Consider the following 19,826-nt stretch of genomic DNA (forward strand, 5'->3'; position numbering starts at 1 on the left):
GCTCACGACCGGCCTCCGGCGTAGCGCAGGATCAGCAGCCCGGCGATGCCCGCCACGCCCACCACGCCCGACGCCAGCCCGACGGGGTTCAGATCGCCCCGCGTGACGATGCCGGCCGCCACGTTCACCGAGACCCCGACCACCGCCGTGATCCACAGCAGGGCGCGCAACGCCGGTCGCCGCGGCTGGGTCCGCGGCCGGGTCCGCGGGCTGTGCGCCGCCCGCTCATATGTGTCAATTCTGTACGGATCGCTCATGGGGACAACGCTATGGACGCCGGTCTCCGCGCTGAATCCCGCCAGCAACCGAAGTGACGGTACAGACTGCTGTAGTACGTACGGCCACGGATCGGGAGGAAGACTTGGTGCAGCGGATCGGGGTCATCGGGGTGGGCGAGATCGGCCGGGCCTTGGTGACGGGCCTGTGCGAGGGCCCTGGCGAGCGTCCGGAGGTGTTCCTCTCCCCGCGGGGCGCCCGCGCGGCGGCGGAGCTGTCCCAGCGTTACGCCGGCGTGCACGTGTGCGCCTCCAACCAGGAGGTGGCGGACCGCGCCGAGCTGCTCGTCATCGCCGTACGCCCGCCGGACCGGCACGACGCGCTGGCCGGCCTGCGCGTGGCCGACGACACGATCGTGGTCAACGTGATGGCCGGCGTCGCCGTCGAGGAGCTGCGCAAGCTCCTGGACACCGGCGCCACCCTGGTACGCGCCATCCCCCTGCCCGCCGTCCGCGAACGCGACTCGGTCACGGTGACCTGGCCGTCGCACCCGGTGACCGACGCCCTGTTCGAACGGCTGGGCGGGGTGCTCGCGGCCGAGGACGAGGCGGCCTTCAACGTCTTCTCGGCGCTGACGGCCACGCTCACCACCCACCTGTCCTACCTGGCCACGCTCAGCACGTGGGCCGCCGGGCACGGCGTGCCGCCCGAGGTGGCCGAGGGCTACGTCCGCGGCCTGTTCCAGGGGCTCGGCCGGGCCCTGGGCGACGAGAGCCGTTCGCTGGCGCGGCTCGCGGCCGACCACGAGACCCCGAACGGCAGCAACGAACGCGTCCGCACCACCTGGTTCACCCCGGCCAGCTCGCAGGCCCTGGCCGAGACGCTCGACGACCTGCTCGACCGCCTCACCTGACCGCGGCCTCCCAGTCGGGCGGTCACCGGCAGTCCTTCCTCCCCGGCGCGCAGAACCGCACCTCCGGATAGCGCGCCGACGGCCCGTCCAGCAACGGTTGCGGCCTGCCGCGCAGGTGCAGGTCGAGGAAGGCCAGGACGTACGCGCGGACGATCTGCGTGGGCCGGGCCGCGCCCAGGGAGCCCGGCGCGCCCAGGCCGAGCGCCCCGGCCAGCAGCGGCACGTCGGTGAAGGACTGGTGGTCCGCGCCGGGCAGGGTCAGCCACCGCTTCCAGCCGGACAGCAGCCTCCAGTCGCGGTCCCAGGAGGTGTCGCGCCCGCCCGGCCGGTGGTCCGCCGACCCCAGGAACAGGAACGGCCGCGACAACCCGCCCTTGGGGATCCGGGCGTACGTGGTGCCGTCCATGTCGAGGCCGGCGCGGATCCGGCGGTCCTTCAGCATGGCCGCCACCGCCGCGGCCCCGCCGATCGAGTGGCCCGCCATCGCGATCCTGCTCCGGTCGATCAGCCGCGCGCCCGGCCACGCCGGGTCCGGGCCGGTCAGCCGGTCGAGCACGAAGGAGACGTCGGCCGCCCGCACATCGGTCACCCTCGGCCCGAACCCCGGGTCGGTGTCGCTGTCGCAGGCCACGCACGCGGCGACGCGCCCGCCGGGGAAGGTCGTGGCGTAGTTCTCGTAGGTGTGGTCGACGCCGGCGACGACGTACCCGTGCGAGGCCAGGTCCTCGGCGAGGGCGGTCAGCGTGCCGCGCGGCAGGGTGAACCCGGGGGAGAGCACCACCAGGGGCAGGCCGCCGGTCCGCCCGTCCGGTTCCGCGCCGGTGCGGGCGTTGGTCCGCACCTTGCTCAGCACGTCGGAGGGCGCGCCGGTCACCCGCTTGCCCCGCAGCGTCAGCTCGGACTCCTTGGCCGACATGTAGGGCGCGGGCGTCCCGGTCCCCGTCCGCGCCGGGTACCACAGGGTGACCATCAGCTCCCTGGCCTTGGCCTCGGGCACCCACGGGTCGGCGCGGGAGGCGTCCTTCAGGTACAGGACGGTCGCGCCGACCGCCCGGCCGCCGGTCGGCGGGGGCAGCGCCGGGGGAGCGGCGGGCGCGGTGGTCGCGGCAGCCGGGCGGGCGGCGGCCCTCGGCGGCGCGGGCGCGGCGCACGCCGACAGCAGGCACGACACGGTCAAGACGGTCGACACGGCGTGGGAGATCGGCTTCGGTACGACGGCATGGCTCATGGGATGGTCCGTCCTCGTCGGCGCGGGGGATCGTCAGGGGTGCAGCAGGTTCAGCGCCGCGGCCAGGGCGGGGTCGCGCCCGGCGGCGGCGTCGCGCGGGGTCAGCGGCACGTGCACGTCGGGCGGCACGCCGACCCGGTCGATCACCTCGCGTCCCGGCGCCAGGTGACGCCTGGACGGGAACGCGAGAACGGTGTTGTCGCCCAGCGCGTACGGCTGCGCCGGCCCCGACACGGCCCCGGCCGTCCGCGTCCCGACCAGCCGGCCGAGCCGCAGGTCCTTGACGGCTGCGCTGAAGTGCTCGCACGCCGAGGCGCAGCCCCGGTCGGTCAGCACCACCAGCGGCAGCCCGACCAGCGGCACGTTGTCGTCGGTCCGCATGGCCTCGCACGAGCCGTCCGCCGCGCACTGGTAGGCGGTCACCGCGCCGTGCGCGAAGCCGCCCAGCAGCCGGTTCACCTCCCCGGGGCTGCCGCCGGCGTTGCCGCGCAGGTCCAGCACGACCCCGGCGAGCGTCCTGCCGGTCCGCAGCCGGGCGATCGCCCGCAGCACCCGATCGGCCGAGTCGGGCGCGAAGCCGCTCATCCGCACGCGGGCGACGTCCCCGGCGAGCAGGCCGGCCGCCACGACGGGCAGGGTGTCCGGATCGGGCCGGAACAGGCGGGGCCTCAGCGTCACGGTGCGGCGGTGGCCGGTGCCGGGACGCAGCAGCCGCAGCCGGACCGGCGCGGCCTGCGGGTAGCGCGGCTGGAGCGCGGCGACGACGGCGGGGGTGACCTGGGTGCCGACGAAGGGCGCCGAGCCGTCGACCGACTCGATGACGTCGCCGGGGCGCACCCCCGCGGCCTTGGCCGGTCCGCCCGGCACGGCGGTCACGAACAGCGGGGGCAGCAGGGCGGGCAGGAGTGGGGGCAGCGGTGGTGGCGGGGCCGTCGCGGGGTCGCCGGACGGGCCGGCGCCGATCCTGAGGCCCAGGCCGTACTGGTCGCCGTCGTAGGCGTCGGGCGGGCGGCGCGTCCCGTGCGTCCAGCGGGCGTGGTCGTCGCCGAGCGCGGCCACGATCGCCTCCAGGGTGGCGGCGGCCAGCCGGGCGGGCAGGGCGTCGTCGCGCGGCAGCCGGTCGGCGACCCGCCGGTAGGCCGCCTCGAACGCGGCCCAGTCGGCCGTCCTGTCGCCGGTCAGCGCCGGCATCGTGGCCTCGGGCAGGTCGTGGCCGGCGCGGTTGAGTTCCCGGACGAAGGCGGCGAATCCGGCGGTGAGCAGCGTCCGGTGGTCCAGGGTGGCGGCGCCGTAGTAGCGGGCGAGGACGCACCGGTAGGCCTGCCCCACCACGTCGATCGTGGTCGGCCGTTCCGCGCCGGGGGGAGCGCCGCCCTTCGGCGGCGCGCACACGGCCGGGGCGGCCGCGGCCGCGCCGCCGGGCCGGGCGCGCGGCGGCGTCTGCCCTGCGCAGGCCGTCGCCAGGACCAGGACGAGCCCCGCCGCCAGCGTCCCGCCCCTCATGACAGCCTCCTTCTGAGCCGGTCGAAGCAGAACGCGGTCAGGCCGAGGGCGAGCAGGACGTAGAGCCCGGTCTCGATCCACTGGAACGGCCAGAAACGCTCGAAGGGCTGGTACACCGCCCGCTGCCGGTACCCCAGCCGGTTGACCTCGGCCAGGCACGCGCTCATGGCGCCCTCGGCCTGTTCCCGCATCGCGGACGGCCCGCACGGCCCGGAGGTCAGGGACACCGGGACGAGGACGCCGGCGCCCTCGTCGCCGAGCACGCGGCCGGAGCCGTCCACGAGCTCGCCGGACAGCACCCACGCCCCCGGATGGCCGGGGATCGCCGGGGTGAGCATCACGTGCGCGCCGGGGCCGGCGCCGCCGCCGGGCACGAGGAAGTCGCCGACGTTGTCGCGGCCGAGCTCGAACGACGCGCTCACCGGCGGCAGCAGGTGCGGCCTGACCAGCAGCGGCACGGCGATCTGGAGCGCGGCGAAGACGGCCAGCGTGACCGCCATCGCCGGCAGCGTACGGCGGACCAGCATGCCCACGGTCACGCCCAGGACGAACGCGAAGGCCGCGTACCCCATCGGGACGACGCCGCGCGCCCCGAACACCAGCGGGTCCATCAGCCCGAACCCCGGCGCGGCCGACCTGTCCAGCGGGCCGGACCACCAGGTCACCGCGAGGCTGCACAGCCCGGCGGCGGCCACCGCGGCCAGCCCGACGATCCCGATCTTGACGGCCAGCCACCGGGTGCGGGTGATGCTCTGGTTCCACACCAGCAGGTGGGTGCCGCTCTCCAGCTCGCGGGTGATCAGCGGCGCCCCCCAGAAGAGCCCGACCAGGGCCGGCAGGACCAGCACGACGAGCGTGACGGCCAGGAAGGAGGTCTGGTGCTCGTCGAAGAACCGGTCGAAGAAGGCCCGCAGTCGCCGTCCGCGGCGCAGCCGGCCATGCCGGCGGAGTAGTCGCCGGCCAGCCCCGGCCCGGTCACGGCCAGGACGGCGGCGAGCACGGCGAGCGCGCCCGCCGTCATCGCGGCGGCGCCGCGGAACTGGCGCCAGGTCAGCCAGATCATCGCTGGACCTCCAGGGTGAGCGGGGGGACGGCGGCCGGCCGCTCCATGTAGGCCAGCACCAGGTCCTCCAGGCTGAGCGGGGTGACCGTCCAGGCGGGGCCGTGGATCGGCGCGTCCGTGCGGACGATCAGGGTGCTCTGCCGGTCGGTGTGGCGCGCGGAGATCACCTGCTGCTCGCCGGGGAGCCGGCCGGGGTCGCGGCGCGGCCCGGTGAGCCGGTGGTGGGTGGCCAGCAGCTCCTCGACCTCGCCGGCGACCTGCACCCGCGAGTCGACCAGCACGACCACGTGGTCGCAGGTGCGTTCGAGGTCGGCGACCAGGTGGGAGGAGAGCACCACGCTGAGCTCCTGCTCGGCGACGGCCTCCATCAGGCCCTGGAGGAACTCCCGGCGGGCCAGCGGGTCGAGCGCGGCGACCGGCTCGTCCAGGAGCAGCAGTTCGGGCCGCTTGGCCAGGCCCATGGTGAGCGCGAGCTGGGCGCGCTGGCCGCCGGACAGCCTGCCCGCCCGGTGCCGCGGGTCCAGGCCCAGCCGCCGGACGCGGTCGTGGGCGAGCGCGGCGTCCCAGCCGGGGTTGAGCCGCGCGCCGAGGCGTAAGTGGTCGGCCACGCTCAGCCCGGCGTAGACCGGGGCGTCCTGGGCGACGAACCCGATCCTGGCCCGCTGCCCCGGCGCGTCCGGCGGGTTCCCGCCGAGCACGGCGATGCTGCCCTCGGACGGGCTGAGCTGCCCGGCGGCCAGCTTCAGCAGCGTGGTCTTGCCGACCCCGTTGGGGCCGACCAGCCCGACGACGTGACCGGCCGGCACGTCGAGCGAGCAGTCGCGCAGGGCCCAGCGCCTGCCGTACCTCCTGCCCAGCCCCTGGGCGGTCAGGACGCCGTTCATGCCGTGTCCCGGCGCGCGGCGGCCCGGAAGGTGCTCATGAACAGCGCCTCGATGCTCTCGTCGTCGAGCCCGGCCAGGCGGGCCTTGGCCAGCCAGCGGCGCAGGTCCTGGCGGAGCGGCCCGTGCGCGGCCAGGGAGGCGTCGGCCAGCGTCCTGGTCACGAACGTGCCGACGCCCGGCCGGGCCGCCGCCAGCCCCTCGTGTTCCAGCTCGCGGTAGGCCTTCAGCACGGTGTTGGGGTTGATCGCCAGCGCGGCGACGACCTCCTTGACCGTGGGCAGCCGGTCGCCCTCGCGCAGCAGGCCCAGGCGCAGCGCGTGCCGTACCTGCTGCACCAGCTGCAGGTACGGCGACACGCCGGACCGGGCGTCCAGATAGAAGTCGATCAACCCTTCCTCCATTTATCTAGGCTCCTAGTACTATGAACCTTTGGAGATCAAGGGCGTGTAAGGAAACTCAGCCGGGCCGGTGGGCGACGGTCAGCCCGGCCTCGGCGAACTCGGCGGCCACCTCGTCCGGGTGGTGGAAGTAGGCGGTGAATCCGCGCCTGGGGGAGAGCATGACGCCGTCCGCCGCGGCGGCACGGGCCGCCTCCCGCTGCCGTTCCTCCAGGTAGGTGCCGAGATTGACGGTGTCGAGCACGGCTGCGTACCGGTTGATGGTGGCCGCGGCCACCACCCCGCCGGGCCGTACGGCGCGCCGGGCCTCGCCCAGGGCCCGCAGCCGGTCGGCCCGGTCGGCCAGGTTGTAGAGCGGGCCCAGCAGCAGGACGGCGTCCGCGCCGCCGTCCGGCACGGGCAGCCGCCGCGCGTCGCGACCCGGGCGCGCAGCCCCGGCACCGTCGCCGCCCGCTCCACGTGCAGCGGCACGGGGTCCAGAAGCTCCACCTCGTAGCCGTCGGCCAGCAGCCATTCGGCATGCACGCCGGTGCCGCCGCCCACGTCGAGGACCCGGGCGGGGGCCGGCGGCAGCGTGCGGCGCAGCACGTCCTGGGTGCGCCAGAACTCCAGGCGGCCGCGCCCCTCGCGCAGCCGGTCGTGCTCCAGATCCTGGGCATAGTAGGCGAGCACCTCGCGTGTCACGGTCATGATCGATCGTGGCCGGGCCGCCCGGGCGGGCGGCAACGGATTTTCCCTCGGCGGATCTCGCGCACTTAGTTATCCGGGCGTGTAAATTTATCCTCATGGATAACAATCAGGTCTGGCGGCTCGTCCGGATCCTCTTCGCCGCCGTGCTGCTGCTGTCGATCGCCACGCTCGGCGTGGCCGCCGTCGTCGGCGGCAACTGGGTGGTGTGGTTGCGCGCCGCCGCCGTGGCCGCCGCCTCCGCCTGGCTCGTCTCCCTCGCCGGGCAGGCCGCCCGCGGCAGACGGGCCGCCTACGTGCGCATCCGCTTCGTCTCCGTCGCCGCGCCCATCGGCGTCGTGCTCATCCTCCTCGCGCCGGACAGCGGCTACCCGCTGTGGATGAAGGCCGAGCAGGCTGTGGTCGGCGTCCTGGTCGCCGCCGTCGCGGTCGTCGTCAACCGCCGGGCCGTGCGTGCGGCGTTCCCGAAGCGTGGCAAGCTGGGCTGACATGGAGAGCTCCGGAACCCGTCAGGCGGCCACCGAGGCCCGCAAGGCCCAGATCGCCTCGGCCGCGATCGCCGTGCTCGCCGAGCGGGGATACCCGGAGACCACGTTCGAGGCCATCTGCCACCATGCCGGGCTCAGCAGCAAGAGGCTGATCTCCTATCACTTCTCCACCAAGGAGCAGCTCTTCGAGGCCGTCGTCCGGCAGGTCGTCTCCGACGCGGCCGCCTTCATGCGGCCGGCGATCGAGGCCGCGTCCGGGGCCCGTGCCCAGCTGGAGGCGTTCATCAGGGCGAACATCGCCTTCATCGCCGCCCATCCGGCCCACGTGCGCGCGGTCCAGCAGATCGCGTTCAACCGCGCGCCCGTGGGCGGCGGCGAGCGGGACGCCGCCAACGCCAGGCTGGTCGCCCTGTTCGACGACGGCCAGCGCAGCGGCGCGTTCCGGACGTTCGACAGCGTCCTGATGGCCACGTCCCTGCGCGCCGGCATCGACGCGGTGGCCGACCGGGTCGCCGGCGGCCTCGACCCCGACCACTGCGCCGACGAGCTCGCCGAACTCTTCGACCGCGCCACCGCGCCGACACCCCGCCCGTCCTGACCGGCCGTCGGGCATGATGGTCGGCATGCCGGCCCTCGTCGACCCCACGCCCGGGTTGCGCACGTCGTTCCTGGAGGCGGTGGCCGAGTTCCGGGCCGACCGTGACTTCCCGCTCCCGTGGTTCGTCCAGGACGCCGATCCCGCGGCGCTGACCGATCCGGCGGCCTTCGCGGCCTACGTCCGGCGGCTGCTGGGCGAACGCACCCAGGCGGGCGTGCGCGCGGGGTTCGTGCCGATGACCACGCTGTGGTGGGCCGACGACGACCGGTTCCTCGGCCGGCTGGCCGTCCGCCACCGGCTCACCCCCGAGCTGGAGCGGCTCGGCGGCCACATCGGCTACGACGTGCGCCCGAGCGCCCGCCGGCAGGGCCACGCCACGGCGATGCTGGCCGCGGCGCTGCCGATCGCCCGGCGGCTGGGCGTCGACCCCGCCCTGGTCATGTGCGACCGCACGAACATCGCCTCCCGGCGGGTCATCGAGGCCAACGGCGGCCGGCTCCTCGACCTCACCGACCGCAAACGCCGCTACCTGGTGCCCACCGTTCCCGGGTAGCGGCCCGCGGTCACGGGCGTTCGCCGCGCTGCGCGGCCCGCAGGTCGAGCCAGCCGATCAGCTTGACGTCCTCGGCGTCCAGGACCTCCCGGACGTCGGGGTCGGTGAACAGGGCCAGCTCCCAGCCGCGCTTGGCCGCGCCCGGCATGATGGCGCGCAGCTCGTCGGTGTCCTCGAACGGATGGATGTAGATCTCCGTCACGCCCGGCCGCAGCGAGCGCAGCAGCTCGATCATGTCCTTCTTGAGCGAGTCGTAGTCCTCGCCGTCGGCCTGCTGGAAGGGCAGCGACCACAGGTGGTCGAGGATGACCACCCCGGCCTCGTCGGCCATCGCGGCCAGGGCCCGCGCCACCGGCTCCAGCTCCTCCGGCGCGCCGGTGCCGGCCAGCGAGCGGGGCAGGCGGAACGGCAGGCCGAACTCCGCGCACACCGGCAGCACGACGTCCAGGAAGTGGCGGCCGGTGGCCAGGCCGTACAGGCTGCCCATGTGGTTGTCGGCGTGCGAGGGGTCCAGGCCGAGCGCGACGGCCCTGCGGATCTGGTTGACGATCTCGACGCGGACCTCGTCGGGGTCGGCGGACCGTTCGAAGGAGGCGCAGTCGCGGAAATAGTAGCCGGTCTCGTCCACCAGCGTGGGGACGGGCCGGTCGCGGGTGACCGGACCCCAGCGGTACCCCTCCCACTCGCTGGTCAGCGTCAGGTGCACCCCGACGTCGAAGCCCGCGGCCTCGGCGGCGGCCTGCGGCGCCCACGGGCAGGGCGTCATCACCGTGGCCGAGCTGATCGCCCCGGCCCGCAGGAGGGCGGTGATGCCGAGGTTGGCCGACCGGCTCATGCCGTAGTCGTCGGCGTTGACGATGAGCAGCCGGTCGTCGGGGGCGTGGCCGAGCCGGGAGGCGAGCGTCATCAGGCAACCCTTCGTAGGCGGCGGCCGGCGGACGACCCCGCGCGACCGATCGTGCAGCACGCGACGACCTTCGTCAATCACCGCCCGGCGATCAGTGCTCCAGCGGCGTGAGGTCGAGCGCGGCCAGCCGGGCGGGGTCGGCCAGGATGTCGATCGCGGCGATCCGCCCGTCGCTGACGGTGAAGCTCATGACCGAGTACAGGCTGCCGTCGATGGTGTTGACCAGGCCCGCCAGGCCGTTGACGAGCGCCGGCCGGGGGGACCGCGCCGATGGGCGAGCGGCGGAAGGCCGCGGCCTGCCCGGCCACCTTCGCCGCGCCGCGGACGACCTTCATGCCGCCGGTGAGCCGGCCGCCACCGGCGCGCAGCACCACGTCCGGATCGAGGACGGCCAGCAGCGCGTCATTCTGCCGACGCGTCGGACGGGAGAAAGGTGACCGCGGCCGGTCCAGGGGACTGCGCGACGTCATCGAGGAGCTCGGGGACGCGCGGCACTTGCCGGGCGGGCGCGCACGCGAGACCGTGGCCGGATGCGTGACATCCCCGGCCCTCCTCCCGCGGCGGACGGCGGGCTGAGCGCCATCGCGGCCGCCGGCGGCCTGCACACCTACCAGCTGCGGCTGCACGAGCGGTACGGCCCGCTGGTGCGCTTCCAGCTCCCCGGCGCGCCGGTCGCGATCTCGGTGGCCGACCCCGCGCTGCTGGAGGCCACGGCCGCGATCGACGAACGCCCCGACGAGCTCTTCGCGTTCCTGGCCCTCCTGTGCGAGGCCGGCAACCTGCAGACGCTCCCCGCCGACGAGCACGGCCCCTTCCGCCGGGTCCTGCTGTCGGTGCTCGCCGGCCGCCGCTCGCACGAGGCGCACTTCGCCGGCTTCGTCACCCTGGCCACCGAGCTGGCCGACCGCTGGGAGCGCGCCGCCGCCGACGGCCCGGTGGCGCTCCAGCAGGACCTGAGCGAGTTGTCCCTGCGCATGATCGCCCAGTACGCCCTGGGCGGCGGCCTCGCCGACCCGGCGCGGGTGGTGAGCGCGTTCGAGACCGTGCTGACCGTCCACCTCGGCCGCCGGCCCGAGCGCGACGACGACCTCGCCCGCGCCGACCGGGCGCTGGCGTACCTGCGCGAGGTCGTGGACGGGGTGCTGGCCCGCGGCGGCAGCGAGCTGGTCACCGCCCTGGCGCGGGCCGACATGTCGCCCGCCCGGATCAGGGACACCGTGCTCATGATCATGCTCGCCGCCCACCACACCACCGGCGTGGCCGTCTCCTGGACCCTGCACCTGCTCGCGCGCAACCCCGGCCCGGCCGCGCGGGTGGCCGCCGAGCTGGCCGACGTGCTGGGCGGCCGCGCGGCCCCCGGCTACGCCGACCTGCGACGCCTGCCGTACCTGGAGATGGCGCTCAAGGAGTCGATGCGGCTCTACCCGCCCGGCCCGTACGGCGCCCGCCAGACCACCGAGGACCTCACCCTGGACGGCCACCACGTCCCGGCGGGCACCACGATCTTCTACCCCTTCTGGGCCGTGCACCTCGACCCCCGTCACTGGCCGGACCCGCACGCCTTCCGGCCCGACCGCTTCACCCCCGAGGAGCAGGCCGCTCGCCACCGCTACGCCTACCTCCCCTTCGGCCTCGGGCCGCGCGGCTGCGAGGGCGCGAGCCTGGCCATGGTGGAGGCCGAGCTGGTGCTCGCCGTGCTGCTCAGGAGGTTCGCCTTCGAGCCGGTCGATGACCATCCGGTGACGCCCGTCGAACGTTTCGTGTTGTGGGCCGAGCACGACATCCGCATGCGCCTGATCCGCCGCTTCCCCCGCTGACCACCCGGACGGATGTGGCGGGGCTTGCCTCGGCGTGCCCGCTGGCATATGAGTGATGCACGCTCGTTCGGACGCCGCCGGCATGCACGGGGAGAGTCGATGAACATCCGCGGGAAGGCGACGGCCGCTGTGGCGGCCGGCGTCCTGGTCACGATCACCACCCTCGCCGCGGGCGGCCCGCCCGCCTCGGCCTCGGCGCCGGGTGTGACGCACGAGCACAACCCCCGGGTTCCCGCGGGCGCCGCGTGGACGGAGGCGTACTTCCCCTCCTCCGACGGCAGCGGCGTCGAGCTGCACGCCGACGTGCTCCGCCCGGCGCACCTGCCGGCCGGCGCGCGCACGCCGGTCATCGTCTCGGTCGGCCCCTACTTCGCCCACGCCGGGCAGACCGGCCCGGAGGGATGGGACCAGGTCGGGCCCTCGGCGCGCTTCCGGGACTTCGTGGACGGCGCCGGGCTGATGGCCCGCGGCTACACCTTCGTGATGGTCGACCTGCGCGGCTTCGGCGGCAGCACCGGCTGCCTCGACTGGGTCGGGCCGGGCGAGCAGGCCGACGTGCGGGCCGCCGTCGAGTGGTCGGCGGCCCAGCCCTGGTCCACCGGCAAGGTCGGCATGTACGGCAAGTCGTACGACGCGGTCACCGGCCTGGTCGGCAACAACCTCAGGCTGCCGAGCCTGAAGGCGGTCGTCGCCCAGGAGCCGGTCTGGAACATGTACAACTACCTGTTCAGCAACAAGGTCCCGCGGCCCAACGTCACGGGCACGCCGGAGGCGTACAACTCGATCGCGACGATGCCGCCGATGGCCGGCGACAGCGACCGGTACAAGGCGAACGCCCAGTACGAGACCGCCCACCCCGCCTGCCTGACCGACAACATCACCAACAACAACAATCCCGACCTGCGCTCGGCGTACTGGCGGGCCCGCAACCTGGCCGACCGGGCGGCCGGCACCAGCACGCCGCTGCTGGTCACCCAGGGCTTCATCGAGCCCAACACCAAGCCCGAGGACATGGAGGTCTACCTGGACAACCACCGCGGGCGCGAACGCGGCTGGCTCGGCCAGTGGGAGCACGTGCGCGGCAACGACACCGACGCCCAGGGCCGGCTGCTGCAGGGACGGGCCGGCTGGTTCGACGAGGTCATGCGGTTCTACGACCAGTACCTGCGCGGCGTGCGCCCCTCGGTGGAGGACCCGGCGTACGCGATCGAGGACAGCCTCGGCGCCTGGCGCGCCCAGCCGGCCTGGCCGGTGGTCACGACGTCGTACGAGGCCCGGCTGTCGGCCGGCGCGTACCTCGACGACGGCGGCGGCGCCGCGGCGACGGCGACCACGGCCCCCTCCGGCCGCTGGGACATGGAGCACGCGCCGCCGCTCGAACCGCTCTCCACCGCCGAGAAGAGCTCGGCCAGGCAGAGCGCGGCCGCCTCGGGCAGCTTCTGGACCTGGTCCACGCCCGCCGCCGAGCGGCTTAGGCTCACCGGCACGCCGCGGATCAGGCTCGACGCGAGCACGACCGGCAACGTCATGGTCCGCCTGTGGGACGTCGCCCCCGACGGCAGGGCGACGATGTTCGACGAGAACGTGGCTCTGCTGGAGCGCCGCGGCCCGATCGCGTTCGACCTGAAGTCGGCCGACTGGACCTTCGAACCGGGCCACCGGCTGGGCGTGCAGATCGGCACCATCGAGTCCAACGGCTGGCTGGACGTGCCCTCGGGCAACACGATCAAGGTCTCCGGCGCGCGGCTGAGCCTGGACCTGTTGTCCACGCGGCACGACGTGCCCACCCAGGGGGACCGCTCGCCGTACCTGGACCGGTACCTGGCGGCCTACACCACCACCCTCGGCGGCGTCGGCCCCGGCACCTTCCCGCTGCGGCTGTCCCGCCGCTGACCCGGCCGTCCCCGGCCCGGCGCGCTAGACGGCCGGGCCGGGGAACGTCAGAGTGCCTCGCTCCGGGCGCGCAGGAACCCGGCCATCGCCTCGACGCCGACAGCGATCGCGCGCAGCGCCGCCGCCACCAGGGCCGCGGTGCGCCGTTCCTGGCCGGCCGGCTCGGGGTGGCGGTGGATCTCGCGGCGTAACTCGATCAGGTCGTCGTCGCTCATGGACGAATGCTGGCACATCATCCGGGACCCCGACTGCCGGGAAAGGGGGGATTTGGGGTGACGCCGGTGTCAAGGTTGCATACTTCCCCGCATGATCTTCACGCAGGCAGAGCTCGACTACCTGGCCGGACAGCACCTCGGCCGGCTGGCCACCGTCTCCCCCTCCGGAGACGTGCAGAACAACCCCGTCGGCTTCTTCGTGGACGCCGCCACGGGCACGATCACCATCGGCGGGCACGCGATGGGCGCCTCCAAGAAGTTCAGGAACGTCCAGCGGGGCAGCACCGCCGCCCTCGTCGTGGACGACCTGGCCTCGGTCGACCCGTGGGTGGTGCGCGGCATCGAGATCCGGGGCACGGCGGTGGCGCTGGCCGACCACGAGCCGCCGGTGCCGTACTTCTCGCGGGAGGTCATCGTGATCACCCCGGTCAGGATCGTGTCGTGGGGGATCGACGGCGGGCGGTCGTCCCGGACCGTCTGAGGGCGCGGGCCGGCGCCGGTCGCTAGCGCGGCGGGCGCCAGCCGTGCGCGAGAAGGTCGAAGACCTGCTCGACGGCCCCGCGAAGGTCCTGCCGCCCCCGCGTGAGCGCCGGCGTCTCCAGGACGAACCGGGCGAGCGCGTGGCAGGCGACGTCGTCGGGGGCCACGCCCGCGTCCTCGGCGATGGCCGCGCCCAGGGCGGCGGCGTGCCGGGTCCACATCCGTTCGTAGTACGCCAGCAGCGCCGGCGTGGACTCCACCAGCTCGGTGAACCCTTCCCGCAGCGGATGGGCCGCGACCTGCGGCCAGGACGCCAGCACGTGCCCGCGCAGCGCCTCGACGACGCTCTGGCCCTCCGGACGCCCGCGCACCGCCGCGACCAGCTCCGCCTCCCGGTCGGCCTCCTCGTCGAAGACCAGCGCCTCCTTGCCCGGGAAGTGCTTGAACAGCGTGGTGGTGGACACGTCGGCCGCCTCGGCGACGTCCCTGACGCTCACCCGGTCGTAGCCGTGCTCCAGGAACAGGCGCAGGGCGGCGTCGGCGATGGCTCGGCGGGTGGCGGCCTTCTTGCGTTCGCGGCGGCCGGCGACGGGTGGCGTGTCCATGCCGCCCACCCTACCAAAAGATGGCATGGATGAATTAGTTGACTGGTTGCACTTTTGTACTCGTTCTGCTTCTCTGGAACGGCGGCGCTCGCCGTACCCACCCCTGATCACGAACGAGAGGTCCAGCCATGCGCTCACCCGCACCCGCCACCGCGCGCATCCACGTCGTCGGAGCGGGCCCCGGCGGGCTCACCTGCGCCCGCATCCTGCAACGGCACGGCATCCCCGTGACCGTTCACGACCGCGACGCCCATCCGCGCGCCCGCGACCAGGGCGGCACCCTCGACCTGCACGCCGACGACGGGCAGATCGCCCTGCGCGAAGCCGGCCTGCTCGACGACTTCCTCCGGCTGGCCCGCCCGGAAGGGCAGGAGATGCGGCTGCTCGACCCGACCGGACGGCTCCTCGACCACCATGTCCCGGCCGAGGGCGAGCTCCACAAGCCGGAGATCGACCGCGGTGTGCTGCGCGACCTGCTGCTTCGCTCATTGGAGCCCGGGACCGTCCGGTGGGGCTCGGCCGTCGAGCAGGTCACCGGGCCGGCCGGCGGCCCGCGCCGGGTGCACTTCCGCGACGGCACGTCCGTCGAGGCGGACCTGGTCATCGGGGCCGACGGCGCGTTCTCCCGGGTGCGGCCGGCGGTCTCGCCCGCGGCGCCGCGCTACACCGGGGTCACCTTCCTGGAGGCGTGGTTCCACGACGTCGAGAACGCCCACCCCGGCCTCGCCGCGCTCGTCGGCCAGGGCGGCGCCACCGCGGCCGACGGCGACCGCGCCCTGTTCGCCCAGCGCAACGGCGGCGACCACATCCGCGTCTACGTCATCCAGCGCCTGCCCGCCGGGTGGATCGCCGCGAGCGGCCTGAGCGCCGGCGACACCGCCGGGATCCGCGCCCGGCTGCTCGACGCGTTCTCCGGCTGGTCGCCGGACCTGCTCCGGATGATCACCGGCAACGACGGGCCGTACGTCGATCGCCCGCTGTTCGCGCTCCCCGTCCCGCACGTGTGGGCGCGGTCGTCCAGCGTGACCCTGCTCGGCGACGCCGCGCACCTCATGCCGCCGCTCGGCGCCGGCGCCAACCTGGCCATGCTGGACGCCTGCGAACTCGCCCTCGCGCTGGCCGGCTGCGCCACGGTGGCCGAGGCCGTGGCCGCGTACGAGAGCACCATGCTCCCGCGCGCGGCGGAGGCGGCCCGCGCTCTTGAGCACGGCGCCGAGGCGCTGCTCGAACGGCACGAGAGCGGCGAGCTCGCCGCCTTCGCCCCGCCCCACCGCTGACCCGGCCCCCACCGCTGACCCGGCCCCCGCCCTGACCCCGGCCCGGCCCGGCCCCGGGGGGCCTAACGTGTGGCCGCGGTCACGAACAGCGGCAGGGCGAGGAACAGCCGTCCCGTCCGCCCCCGTTCCCGCTGCTCGGCGAGCCAGCCCTCGGCCTCCGCCGCGCCGACCGTCCCGGCCGCACGCGCCTTCCCCGCGAGCTCGGCCAGCACGGGCACCATCGTCGCGTCGGTCATGACGCTGGTGTGCACCTCGACGGTGACGTCGGAGAAACCGGCGTCCAGCAGCAGGTTGCGGGTGCCGCGGACGACGCGGGGCGACCTGACGAGGTCGGCGCGGGCGTGCACGATCCGGCGGGTGAGCGCGGCGTCGCCGGAGTCGATGACGATGGTGTCCCAGTCCTGCCCGATCAGCACGATCCGCCCCCCGGGCGCGAGCACGCGCCGCGCCTCGGCCACGGCGCGGGCCGGGTCGTCCAGGACGTGGTACACCTTCTCGGCCCGGTAGCCGCGCAGCTCGCCGTCGGCGAACGGCAGCGCGTACGCCTCCGCCACCCGGAACTCGGCGGCCGGCCACCGCCCGGCCGCCACGCCGATCATCCGCTTGTCGGGGTCGACGCCGATCGCCCGCGCGCCCAGCCCGGCCATCTCCGCCGCCGCGCGGCCGGATCCGCAGCCGACGTCGGCCACCGCCGCCCGCGGGGCGAGGCCGAGCAACTCGTAGGAACGCGCCCGCAGCGCGGCCGCCCCGGGCAGGTGGTCCGCGAGGTCGAGCAGGGCGATGAGCGCGTCGGTCTCCTGGCCGGTACGGCCGGTCGTCTGGTTCTTGGTCATGTGCGGGATCCTGCGGCTTCAAGTGTGCTTGAAGTCAAGCCGCTTCCGGGGATCTGCGGTCATGGGATCGACGGTCCTGGGAAGAGCGGTCCGTTCCGCCGCGGGCGCGGGAGCGGCAGGGTGGGCTGCGGCCGCGCGAAGGGCCGGTCCGGACGAGGAGGATGATCAGGCGATGAAGGCTGTGCGGTTCCACGAGTACGGCGGGATCGACGTCCTGCGGGTGGAGGAGGTCGAGCGTCCGGCGCCGGGGCCCGGTCAGGTGCTGGTCGAGGTGCGGGCGGCCGGGATCCAGCCCGGCGAGACGATGATCCGCCAGGGGGCGCGGCACGGGCGCTGGCCGGCGACGTTCCCGTCCGGGCAGGGCAGCGATCTGGCCGGCGTGGTGGTGGCGGCCGGTCCGGAGGTGCGCGGGTTCGCGGTGGGCGACGAGGTGCTCGGCTTCACCCATCGCAGGGCGAGCCACGCGGAGTTCGTCGTGGCCGACGACGTGGCGCTGACCCTGCGGCCGGCGGGGCTGCCCTGGGAGGTGGCCGGGTCGTTGTACGTGGCCGGCACGACGGCGTACGCCACGGTGTTCGCGGTCGATCCGGGGCCGGGGGAGACGGTTGTGGTGTCCGGGGCGGCGGGCGGCGTCGGGTCCATCGCCGTGCAGCTCGCGCGGCGGCGCGGCGCGACGGTGATCGGGCTGGCGAGCGAGGCCAACCACGCCTGGTTGCGGGGGCACGGCGTCGTGCCCGTCGCGTACGGAGAGGGCGTGGCAGCGCGGATCCGGTCGGCGACCGGCGGGAAGGTGCACGCGTTCGTCGACACCTACGGGGACGGCTACGTCGACCTGGCGGTAGAGCTGGGCGTGCGGCCCGAGCGGATCGACACGATCTGCGACTGGGCGGGCGCGGCCAGGGTCGGCGCGCGGACGTACGGGGAAGGGGCGGCCGCCTGCGCGGTCGTGGTCGGGGAGCTGGCCCGGCTCGCCGCGCGGGGGGAGCTGGAGGTGCCGATCGCCCGCGTGTATCCGCTGGAGCGGGTCCGGGACGCGTTCGGCGAGCTGGAACGGCGGCACACCCACGGCAAGATCGTCCTCAGGCCGTAGCCGCGGGCTACGGCCGGGGGTGCCGACGCGGCACAGCGTGTGCACCTTTGGCCGGGTGGTGCGGACGGGGAGCAGCGTGTGCGGCGGGTCGTCTTCGGCCTCCACCCGGAACCCCCGCGCCGGGGATGGGCTACGGTGGGAACGTTTGCGATCTACGGCCAGGAGACCGGACATGGCAGGTGACGACGACATCTCCGGGTGACACCGGAGGGTGATCGGCCCCGGCGGGCGCGCGTGAGCGCCGCCGACGTGGGCCTTTTCGTCGTTCCCCGAAACCCTGTCCCCTTCACCGGGCGGCTTCGGCGCGCCCGCGTCCTCCTCCGAGGTTCACATGCTCTCCAACCCCTGCCCGCCCGTCAGTGACGCGCTGCTGGCCCACGATCTCGTCCGGACGCTGGGCACGCGGCGCGTGCTCGACGGCCTCTCGCTCACCGCCGCCCCCGGCCGCCGGATCGGGCTCATCGGCGAGAACGGCGTGGGCAAGTCCACGCTGCTGCGCCTGCTGGCCGGCGTGGACGAGCCCGACTCCGGGACCGTCGTCCGCCCCGCCGACCTGGGCTTCCTGCACCAGGAGCTGCCGTTCGCGGTCGGCGACACGCTCGCCGACGTGCTCGACGACGCCCTGCGCGAGGCGCGCACGGACCTGGCCGAGCTCGACCGGCTCACCCGCGAGCTGGCCGGGTCGCCGGACGACGCGGCGCTGCTCGAAGCGTACGGGGCCCGGCTCGACCAGGCGCAACGGCACGAGTCCTGGGACGCCGACCGGCGGGCGGAGATCGTCCTCGACCGGCTGGGACTGGGCGGCGTGCCGGGGACGCGGGCGCTCGGGACGTTGTCCGGCGGGCAGCGCGGCCGGCTCGCCCTGGCCGCGCTGCTGATCAGGCGGCCCGGCGCGCTCCTGCTCGACGAGCCCACCAACCACCTCGACGACGCCGCCGCCGTCTTCGTCGAGGAGGAACTGCGCGGCATGACCGGCGTGGTCGTCGTGGCCAGCCACGACCGGGCCTTCCTCGACGCGGTCTGCACGGACCTGCTCGACCTCGACCCCGCCGTGGACGGCCCCGTCCGGTACGGCGGCGGCTACAGCGCGTACCTGACCAGAAGGCGCGCCGAGCGCGAACGCTGGGAGCGGCGGCACGCGGCCGAGCAGGAGGAACTGGACGAGCTGCGCCGCGCCGTCGCGGTGACCGCGCGGCGGGTCGCGCAGGACGGCTTGCGCCGCGACAACGAGAAGATGGGCTACGGCCACCGCGCCGGGCGGGTGCAGCAGCAGATCTCCCGGCGGGTGCGCGATGCCGCCCGCCGGCTCGCCGAGCTGGAACGCGACCAGGTCCCCGCCCCACCGCCCCCGCTCCGCCTGCACCCCCGCCTCACCGCCCCCCTCCCTCCCCCCGCAGGCCCGGAGAGCGACCGTGAGGACGCGGCCCTCCCTCTCCCTGAAGGTCCGCAGGGGGACCGGGGCGACGCCACCCTCCCTTCTCCCGAAGGTCGGGAGGATGCGGTGGGGCGGGGAGGCGGGCCGTTGGTGTCGGTGCGGGACGTCCGGGTGGCGGGGCGGCTCGCGCTCGACCGGCTCGACCTGCAGGAGGGGGACCGGCTGCTGGTCACCGGCCCGAACGGCGCGGGCAAGTCCACCCTCCTCGCGGTCCTGTCCGGCGACCTGGAGCCGGCCGGGCCGGTACGGCGGCGGCCGGGCCTGACCGTCGGCCTGCTGCCCCAGGACACGACGTTTGAGCACCCCGGCCGCACGGTGCGGGAGACCTACGAGCACGTCCTCGGGCCGGAGCGCGCCGAGGCCGTGCCGCTGCGCTCGCTCGGCCTGATCCGCGCCCGCGACGCGAACCTGCGCGTGGGGGAGCTGTCGGTCGGCCAGCGCCGCCGTCTCGCGCTGGCGCTGCTGATCGCCGACCCTCCCGACGTGCTGCTGCTGGACGAGCCCACCAACCACCTGTCGCCGGGCCTGGCCGACGAACTGGAGGCTGCCATCGCCGCGGACGGGCCCGGCGCGATCGTGGTGGCCAGCCACGACCGCTGGCTGCGCGCCCGCTGGCGGGGCCGCCGTCTGCACCTGCGCGGGGCCGGCTGACGTACGTCCCGTAGTACCTGGGAGCTACGCGGGAAGTGAGCTCCGCAGCGGGAGGCGCGCGGCCGGGGGCGATCCGTAGCGTCGAGGGAACC

23 protein-coding genes and 1 pseudogene are annotated in these 19,826 nt (G+C 74.9%); 11 read left to right on the top strand and 13 right to left on the bottom strand.

Annotated elements, in window-relative coordinates; genetic code table 11:
• Positions 1-2: 2 nt before the first annotated feature.
• On the bottom strand, positions 3-257 hold the full coding sequence (locus ACFYYW_RS17745) for a hypothetical protein (RefSeq protein WP_364420216.1): 255 nt from the start codon (positions 255-257) through the stop codon (positions 3-5).
• Positions 258-364: 107 nt separating this feature from the next.
• Between ACFYYW_RS17745 and ACFYYW_RS17750 the strand changes: the two genes are divergently transcribed.
• The gene (locus ACFYYW_RS17750; RefSeq protein WP_387649965.1) at positions 365-1,129 is read left to right on the top strand and encodes an NAD(P)-binding domain-containing protein; all 765 of its coding nucleotides are present in this window, start codon (positions 365-367) and stop codon (positions 1,127-1,129) included.
• Between the two features lie 22 nt (positions 1,130-1,151).
• Here the strand turns inward: ACFYYW_RS17750 and ACFYYW_RS17755 are convergent, their stop codons facing one another.
• The 8 genes and pseudogenes from ACFYYW_RS17755 to ACFYYW_RS17790 form a co-directional block, all read right to left on the bottom strand.
• A complete protein-coding gene (locus ACFYYW_RS17755) occupies positions 1,152-2,357 on the bottom strand; it encodes an alpha/beta hydrolase family protein (RefSeq protein WP_387649966.1) in 1,206 nt (401 codons plus the stop codon).
• 33 nt (positions 2,358-2,390) lie between these two features.
• Positions 2,391-3,860, bottom strand: coding sequence for a S41 family peptidase (locus tag ACFYYW_RS17760; protein WP_387649968.1), 1,470 nt, complete (start codon positions 3,858-3,860; stop codon positions 2,391-2,393).
• Positions 3,857-4,708, bottom strand: coding sequence for an ABC transporter permease (locus ACFYYW_RS17765; protein WP_387649970.1), 852 nt, complete (start codon positions 4,706-4,708; stop codon positions 3,857-3,859). The genes ACFYYW_RS17760 and ACFYYW_RS17765 overlap by 4 nt, the downstream gene beginning before the upstream one ends.
• Complete coding sequence (locus ACFYYW_RS17770) at positions 4,660-4,923, bottom strand: hypothetical protein (protein ID WP_387649971.1); 264 nt, start codon at positions 4,921-4,923, stop codon at positions 4,660-4,662. The genes ACFYYW_RS17765 and ACFYYW_RS17770 overlap by 49 nt, the downstream gene beginning before the upstream one ends.
• Entirely contained in the window at positions 4,920-5,807 is an 888-nt protein-coding gene (locus ACFYYW_RS17775; protein WP_387649972.1) for an ABC transporter ATP-binding protein, read from the bottom strand. The genes ACFYYW_RS17770 and ACFYYW_RS17775 overlap by 4 nt, the downstream gene beginning before the upstream one ends.
• Positions 5,804-6,208, bottom strand: a complete 405-nt coding sequence (locus ACFYYW_RS17780; RefSeq protein WP_352324416.1) for a GntR family transcriptional regulator — start codon at positions 6,206-6,208, stop codon at positions 5,804-5,806. The genes ACFYYW_RS17775 and ACFYYW_RS17780 overlap by 4 nt, the downstream gene beginning before the upstream one ends.
• Before the next feature lie 55 nt (positions 6,209-6,263).
• Positions 6,264-6,719, bottom strand: a complete 456-nt coding sequence (locus tag ACFYYW_RS17785; RefSeq protein ID WP_387649974.1) for a class I SAM-dependent methyltransferase — start codon at positions 6,717-6,719, stop codon at positions 6,264-6,266.
• Positions 6,665-6,895, bottom strand: a pseudogene (locus ACFYYW_RS17790) (methyltransferase domain-containing protein); the annotation flags it as partial. The pseudogene ACFYYW_RS17790 and the gene ACFYYW_RS17785, both read right to left, overlap by 55 nt.
• Positions 6,896-6,990: 95 nt before the next feature.
• On the opposite strand from ACFYYW_RS17790, the gene ACFYYW_RS17795 reads away from it, so the two are divergent.
• From ACFYYW_RS17795 to ACFYYW_RS17805, 3 genes are read left to right on the top strand one after another with little or no spacing between them, the layout of a single operon-like run.
• On the top strand, positions 6,991-7,380 hold the full coding sequence (locus ACFYYW_RS17795; RefSeq protein ID WP_352330754.1) for a hypothetical protein: 390 nt from the start codon (positions 6,991-6,993) through the stop codon (positions 7,378-7,380).
• A gap of 1 nt (position 7,381) precedes the next feature.
• A complete protein-coding gene (locus ACFYYW_RS17800; RefSeq protein WP_387649976.1) occupies positions 7,382-7,978 on the top strand; it encodes a TetR/AcrR family transcriptional regulator in 597 nt (198 codons plus the stop codon).
• A 25-nt stretch (positions 7,979-8,003) separates the two neighbouring features.
• Positions 8,004-8,531: a GNAT family N-acetyltransferase gene (locus ACFYYW_RS17805; RefSeq protein ID WP_387649978.1), complete on the top strand. Its 528-nt coding sequence runs from the start codon at positions 8,004-8,006 to the stop codon at positions 8,529-8,531.
• A 10-nt stretch (positions 8,532-8,541) separates the two neighbouring features.
• On the opposite strand, the gene ACFYYW_RS17810 is transcribed toward ACFYYW_RS17805, so the two are convergent.
• Positions 8,542-9,438, bottom strand: coding sequence for a polysaccharide deacetylase family protein (locus tag ACFYYW_RS17810; protein ID WP_387649980.1), 897 nt, complete (start codon positions 9,436-9,438; stop codon positions 8,542-8,544).
• Positions 9,439-9,626: 188 nt separating this feature from the next.
• Here ACFYYW_RS17810 and ACFYYW_RS17815 point away from each other — a divergent pair, with 188 nt between their 5' ends.
• The 3 genes from ACFYYW_RS17815 to ACFYYW_RS17825 all read left to right on the top strand — a co-directional run bounded on the left by ACFYYW_RS17815 (position 9,627) and on the right by ACFYYW_RS17825 (position 13,148).
• Positions 9,627-9,875: a hypothetical protein gene (locus ACFYYW_RS17815; RefSeq protein ID WP_387649982.1), complete on the top strand. Its 249-nt coding sequence runs from the start codon at positions 9,627-9,629 to the stop codon at positions 9,873-9,875.
• Between the two features lie 93 nt (positions 9,876-9,968).
• Positions 9,969-11,255 carry a cytochrome P450 gene (locus tag ACFYYW_RS17820; protein ID WP_387649984.1) on the top strand — a complete coding sequence of 429 codons (1,287 nt, stop codon included), beginning with the start codon at positions 9,969-9,971 and terminating at the stop codon, positions 11,253-11,255.
• Positions 11,256-11,354: 99 nt separating this feature from the next.
• Positions 11,355-13,148: a CocE/NonD family hydrolase gene (locus tag ACFYYW_RS17825; protein WP_387649986.1), complete on the top strand. Its 1,794-nt coding sequence runs from the start codon at positions 11,355-11,357 to the stop codon at positions 13,146-13,148.
• 47 nt (positions 13,149-13,195) lie between these two features.
• On the opposite strand, the gene ACFYYW_RS17830 is transcribed toward ACFYYW_RS17825, so the two are convergent.
• Positions 13,196-13,363: a hypothetical protein gene (locus ACFYYW_RS17830; RefSeq protein WP_387649988.1), complete on the bottom strand. Its 168-nt coding sequence runs from the start codon at positions 13,361-13,363 to the stop codon at positions 13,196-13,198.
• 91 nt (positions 13,364-13,454) lie between these two features.
• On the opposite strand from ACFYYW_RS17830, the gene ACFYYW_RS17835 reads away from it, so the two are divergent.
• On the top strand, positions 13,455-13,844 hold the full coding sequence (locus ACFYYW_RS17835) for a PPOX class F420-dependent oxidoreductase (RefSeq protein ID WP_352326421.1): 390 nt from the start codon (positions 13,455-13,457) through the stop codon (positions 13,842-13,844).
• Positions 13,845-13,866: 22 nt separating this feature from the next.
• Here ACFYYW_RS17835 and ACFYYW_RS17840 read toward each other — a convergent pair whose 3' ends face one another.
• A complete protein-coding gene (locus ACFYYW_RS17840; RefSeq protein ID WP_352326420.1) occupies positions 13,867-14,448 on the bottom strand; it encodes a helix-turn-helix domain-containing protein in 582 nt (193 codons plus the stop codon).
• 128 nt (positions 14,449-14,576) lie between these two features.
• Between ACFYYW_RS17840 and ACFYYW_RS17845 the strand changes: the two genes are divergently transcribed.
• Positions 14,577-15,725: an FAD-dependent oxidoreductase gene (locus ACFYYW_RS17845; RefSeq protein WP_387649990.1), complete on the top strand. Its 1,149-nt coding sequence runs from the start codon at positions 14,577-14,579 to the stop codon at positions 15,723-15,725.
• Between the two features lie 62 nt (positions 15,726-15,787).
• Here ACFYYW_RS17845 and ACFYYW_RS17850 read toward each other — a convergent pair whose 3' ends face one another.
• Entirely contained in the window at positions 15,788-16,558 is a 771-nt protein-coding gene (locus ACFYYW_RS17850) for a methyltransferase domain-containing protein (protein ID WP_387649991.1), read from the bottom strand.
• 172 nt (positions 16,559-16,730) lie between these two features.
• On the opposite strand from ACFYYW_RS17850, the gene ACFYYW_RS17855 reads away from it, so the two are divergent.
• Positions 16,731-17,648, top strand: coding sequence for an NADP-dependent oxidoreductase (locus ACFYYW_RS17855; protein WP_352326416.1), 918 nt, complete (start codon positions 16,731-16,733; stop codon positions 17,646-17,648).
• Between the two features lie 331 nt (positions 17,649-17,979).
• On the top strand, positions 17,980-19,734 hold the full coding sequence (locus ACFYYW_RS17860) for an ABC-F family ATP-binding cassette domain-containing protein (RefSeq protein WP_387649993.1): 1,755 nt from the start codon (positions 17,980-17,982) through the stop codon (positions 19,732-19,734).
• Positions 19,735-19,826: the final 92 nt, after the last annotated feature.

The organism is Nonomuraea sp. NPDC001831, assembly GCF_042892035.1.
In the GTDB taxonomy this organism is placed as follows: domain Bacteria; phylum Actinomycetota; class Actinomycetes; order Streptosporangiales; family Streptosporangiaceae; genus Nonomuraea.

What these genes read in the sequence shown, in the direction of transcription:
- ACFYYW_RS17745 (WP_364420216.1), bottom strand. Translation starts at nt 257, where the DNA reads ATGAGCGATCCGTACAGAATTGACACATATGAGCGGGCGGCGCACAGC.
- ACFYYW_RS17755 (WP_387649966.1), bottom strand. Translation starts at nt 2,357, where the DNA reads ATGAGCCATGCCGTCGTACCGAAGCCGATCTCCCACGCCGTGTCGACC.
- ACFYYW_RS17760 (WP_387649968.1), bottom strand. Translation starts at nt 3,860, where the DNA reads ATGAGGGGCGGGACGCTGGCGGCGGGGCTCGTCCTGGTCCTGGCGACG.
- ACFYYW_RS17770 (WP_387649971.1), bottom strand. Translation starts at nt 4,923, where the DNA reads ATGATCTGGCTGACCTGGCGCCAGTTCCGCGGCGCCGCCGCGATGACG.
- ACFYYW_RS17775 (WP_387649972.1), bottom strand. Translation starts at nt 5,807, where the DNA reads ATGAACGGCGTCCTGACCGCCCAGGGGCTGGGCAGGAGGTACGGCAGG.
- ACFYYW_RS17780 (WP_352324416.1), bottom strand. Translation starts at nt 6,208, where the DNA reads ATGGAGGAAGGGTTGATCGACTTCTATCTGGACGCCCGGTCCGGCGTG.
- ACFYYW_RS17785 (WP_387649974.1), bottom strand. Translation starts at nt 6,719, where the DNA reads ATGGCTGCTGGCCGACGGCTACGAGGTGGAGCTTCTGGACCCCGTGCC.
- ACFYYW_RS17795 (WP_352330754.1), top strand. Translation starts at nt 6,991, where the DNA reads ATGGATAACAATCAGGTCTGGCGGCTCGTCCGGATCCTCTTCGCCGCC.
- ACFYYW_RS17800 (WP_387649976.1), top strand. Translation starts at nt 7,382, where the DNA reads ATGGAGAGCTCCGGAACCCGTCAGGCGGCCACCGAGGCCCGCAAGGCC.
- ACFYYW_RS17805 (WP_387649978.1), top strand. Translation starts at nt 8,004, where the DNA reads ATGCCGGCCCTCGTCGACCCCACGCCCGGGTTGCGCACGTCGTTCCTG.
- ACFYYW_RS17810 (WP_387649980.1), bottom strand. Translation starts at nt 9,438, where the DNA reads ATGACGCTCGCCTCCCGGCTCGGCCACGCCCCCGACGACCGGCTGCTC.
- ACFYYW_RS17815 (WP_387649982.1), top strand. Translation starts at nt 9,627, where the DNA reads ATGACCGAGTACAGGCTGCCGTCGATGGTGTTGACCAGGCCCGCCAGG.
- ACFYYW_RS17820 (WP_387649984.1), top strand. Translation starts at nt 9,969, where the DNA reads ATGCGTGACATCCCCGGCCCTCCTCCCGCGGCGGACGGCGGGCTGAGC.
- ACFYYW_RS17825 (WP_387649986.1), top strand. Translation starts at nt 11,355, where the DNA reads ATGAACATCCGCGGGAAGGCGACGGCCGCTGTGGCGGCCGGCGTCCTG.
- ACFYYW_RS17830 (WP_387649988.1), bottom strand. Translation starts at nt 13,363, where the DNA reads ATGAGCGACGACGACCTGATCGAGTTACGCCGCGAGATCCACCGCCAC.
- ACFYYW_RS17835 (WP_352326421.1), top strand. Translation starts at nt 13,455, where the DNA reads ATGATCTTCACGCAGGCAGAGCTCGACTACCTGGCCGGACAGCACCTC.
- ACFYYW_RS17840 (WP_352326420.1), bottom strand. Translation starts at nt 14,448, where the DNA reads ATGGACACGCCACCCGTCGCCGGCCGCCGCGAACGCAAGAAGGCCGCC.
- ACFYYW_RS17845 (WP_387649990.1), top strand. Translation starts at nt 14,577, where the DNA reads ATGCGCTCACCCGCACCCGCCACCGCGCGCATCCACGTCGTCGGAGCG.
- ACFYYW_RS17850 (WP_387649991.1), bottom strand. Translation starts at nt 16,558, where the DNA reads ATGACCAAGAACCAGACGACCGGCCGTACCGGCCAGGAGACCGACGCG.
- ACFYYW_RS17855 (WP_352326416.1), top strand. Translation starts at nt 16,731, where the DNA reads ATGAAGGCTGTGCGGTTCCACGAGTACGGCGGGATCGACGTCCTGCGG.
- ACFYYW_RS17860 (WP_387649993.1), top strand. Translation starts at nt 17,980, where the DNA reads ATGCTCTCCAACCCCTGCCCGCCCGTCAGTGACGCGCTGCTGGCCCAC.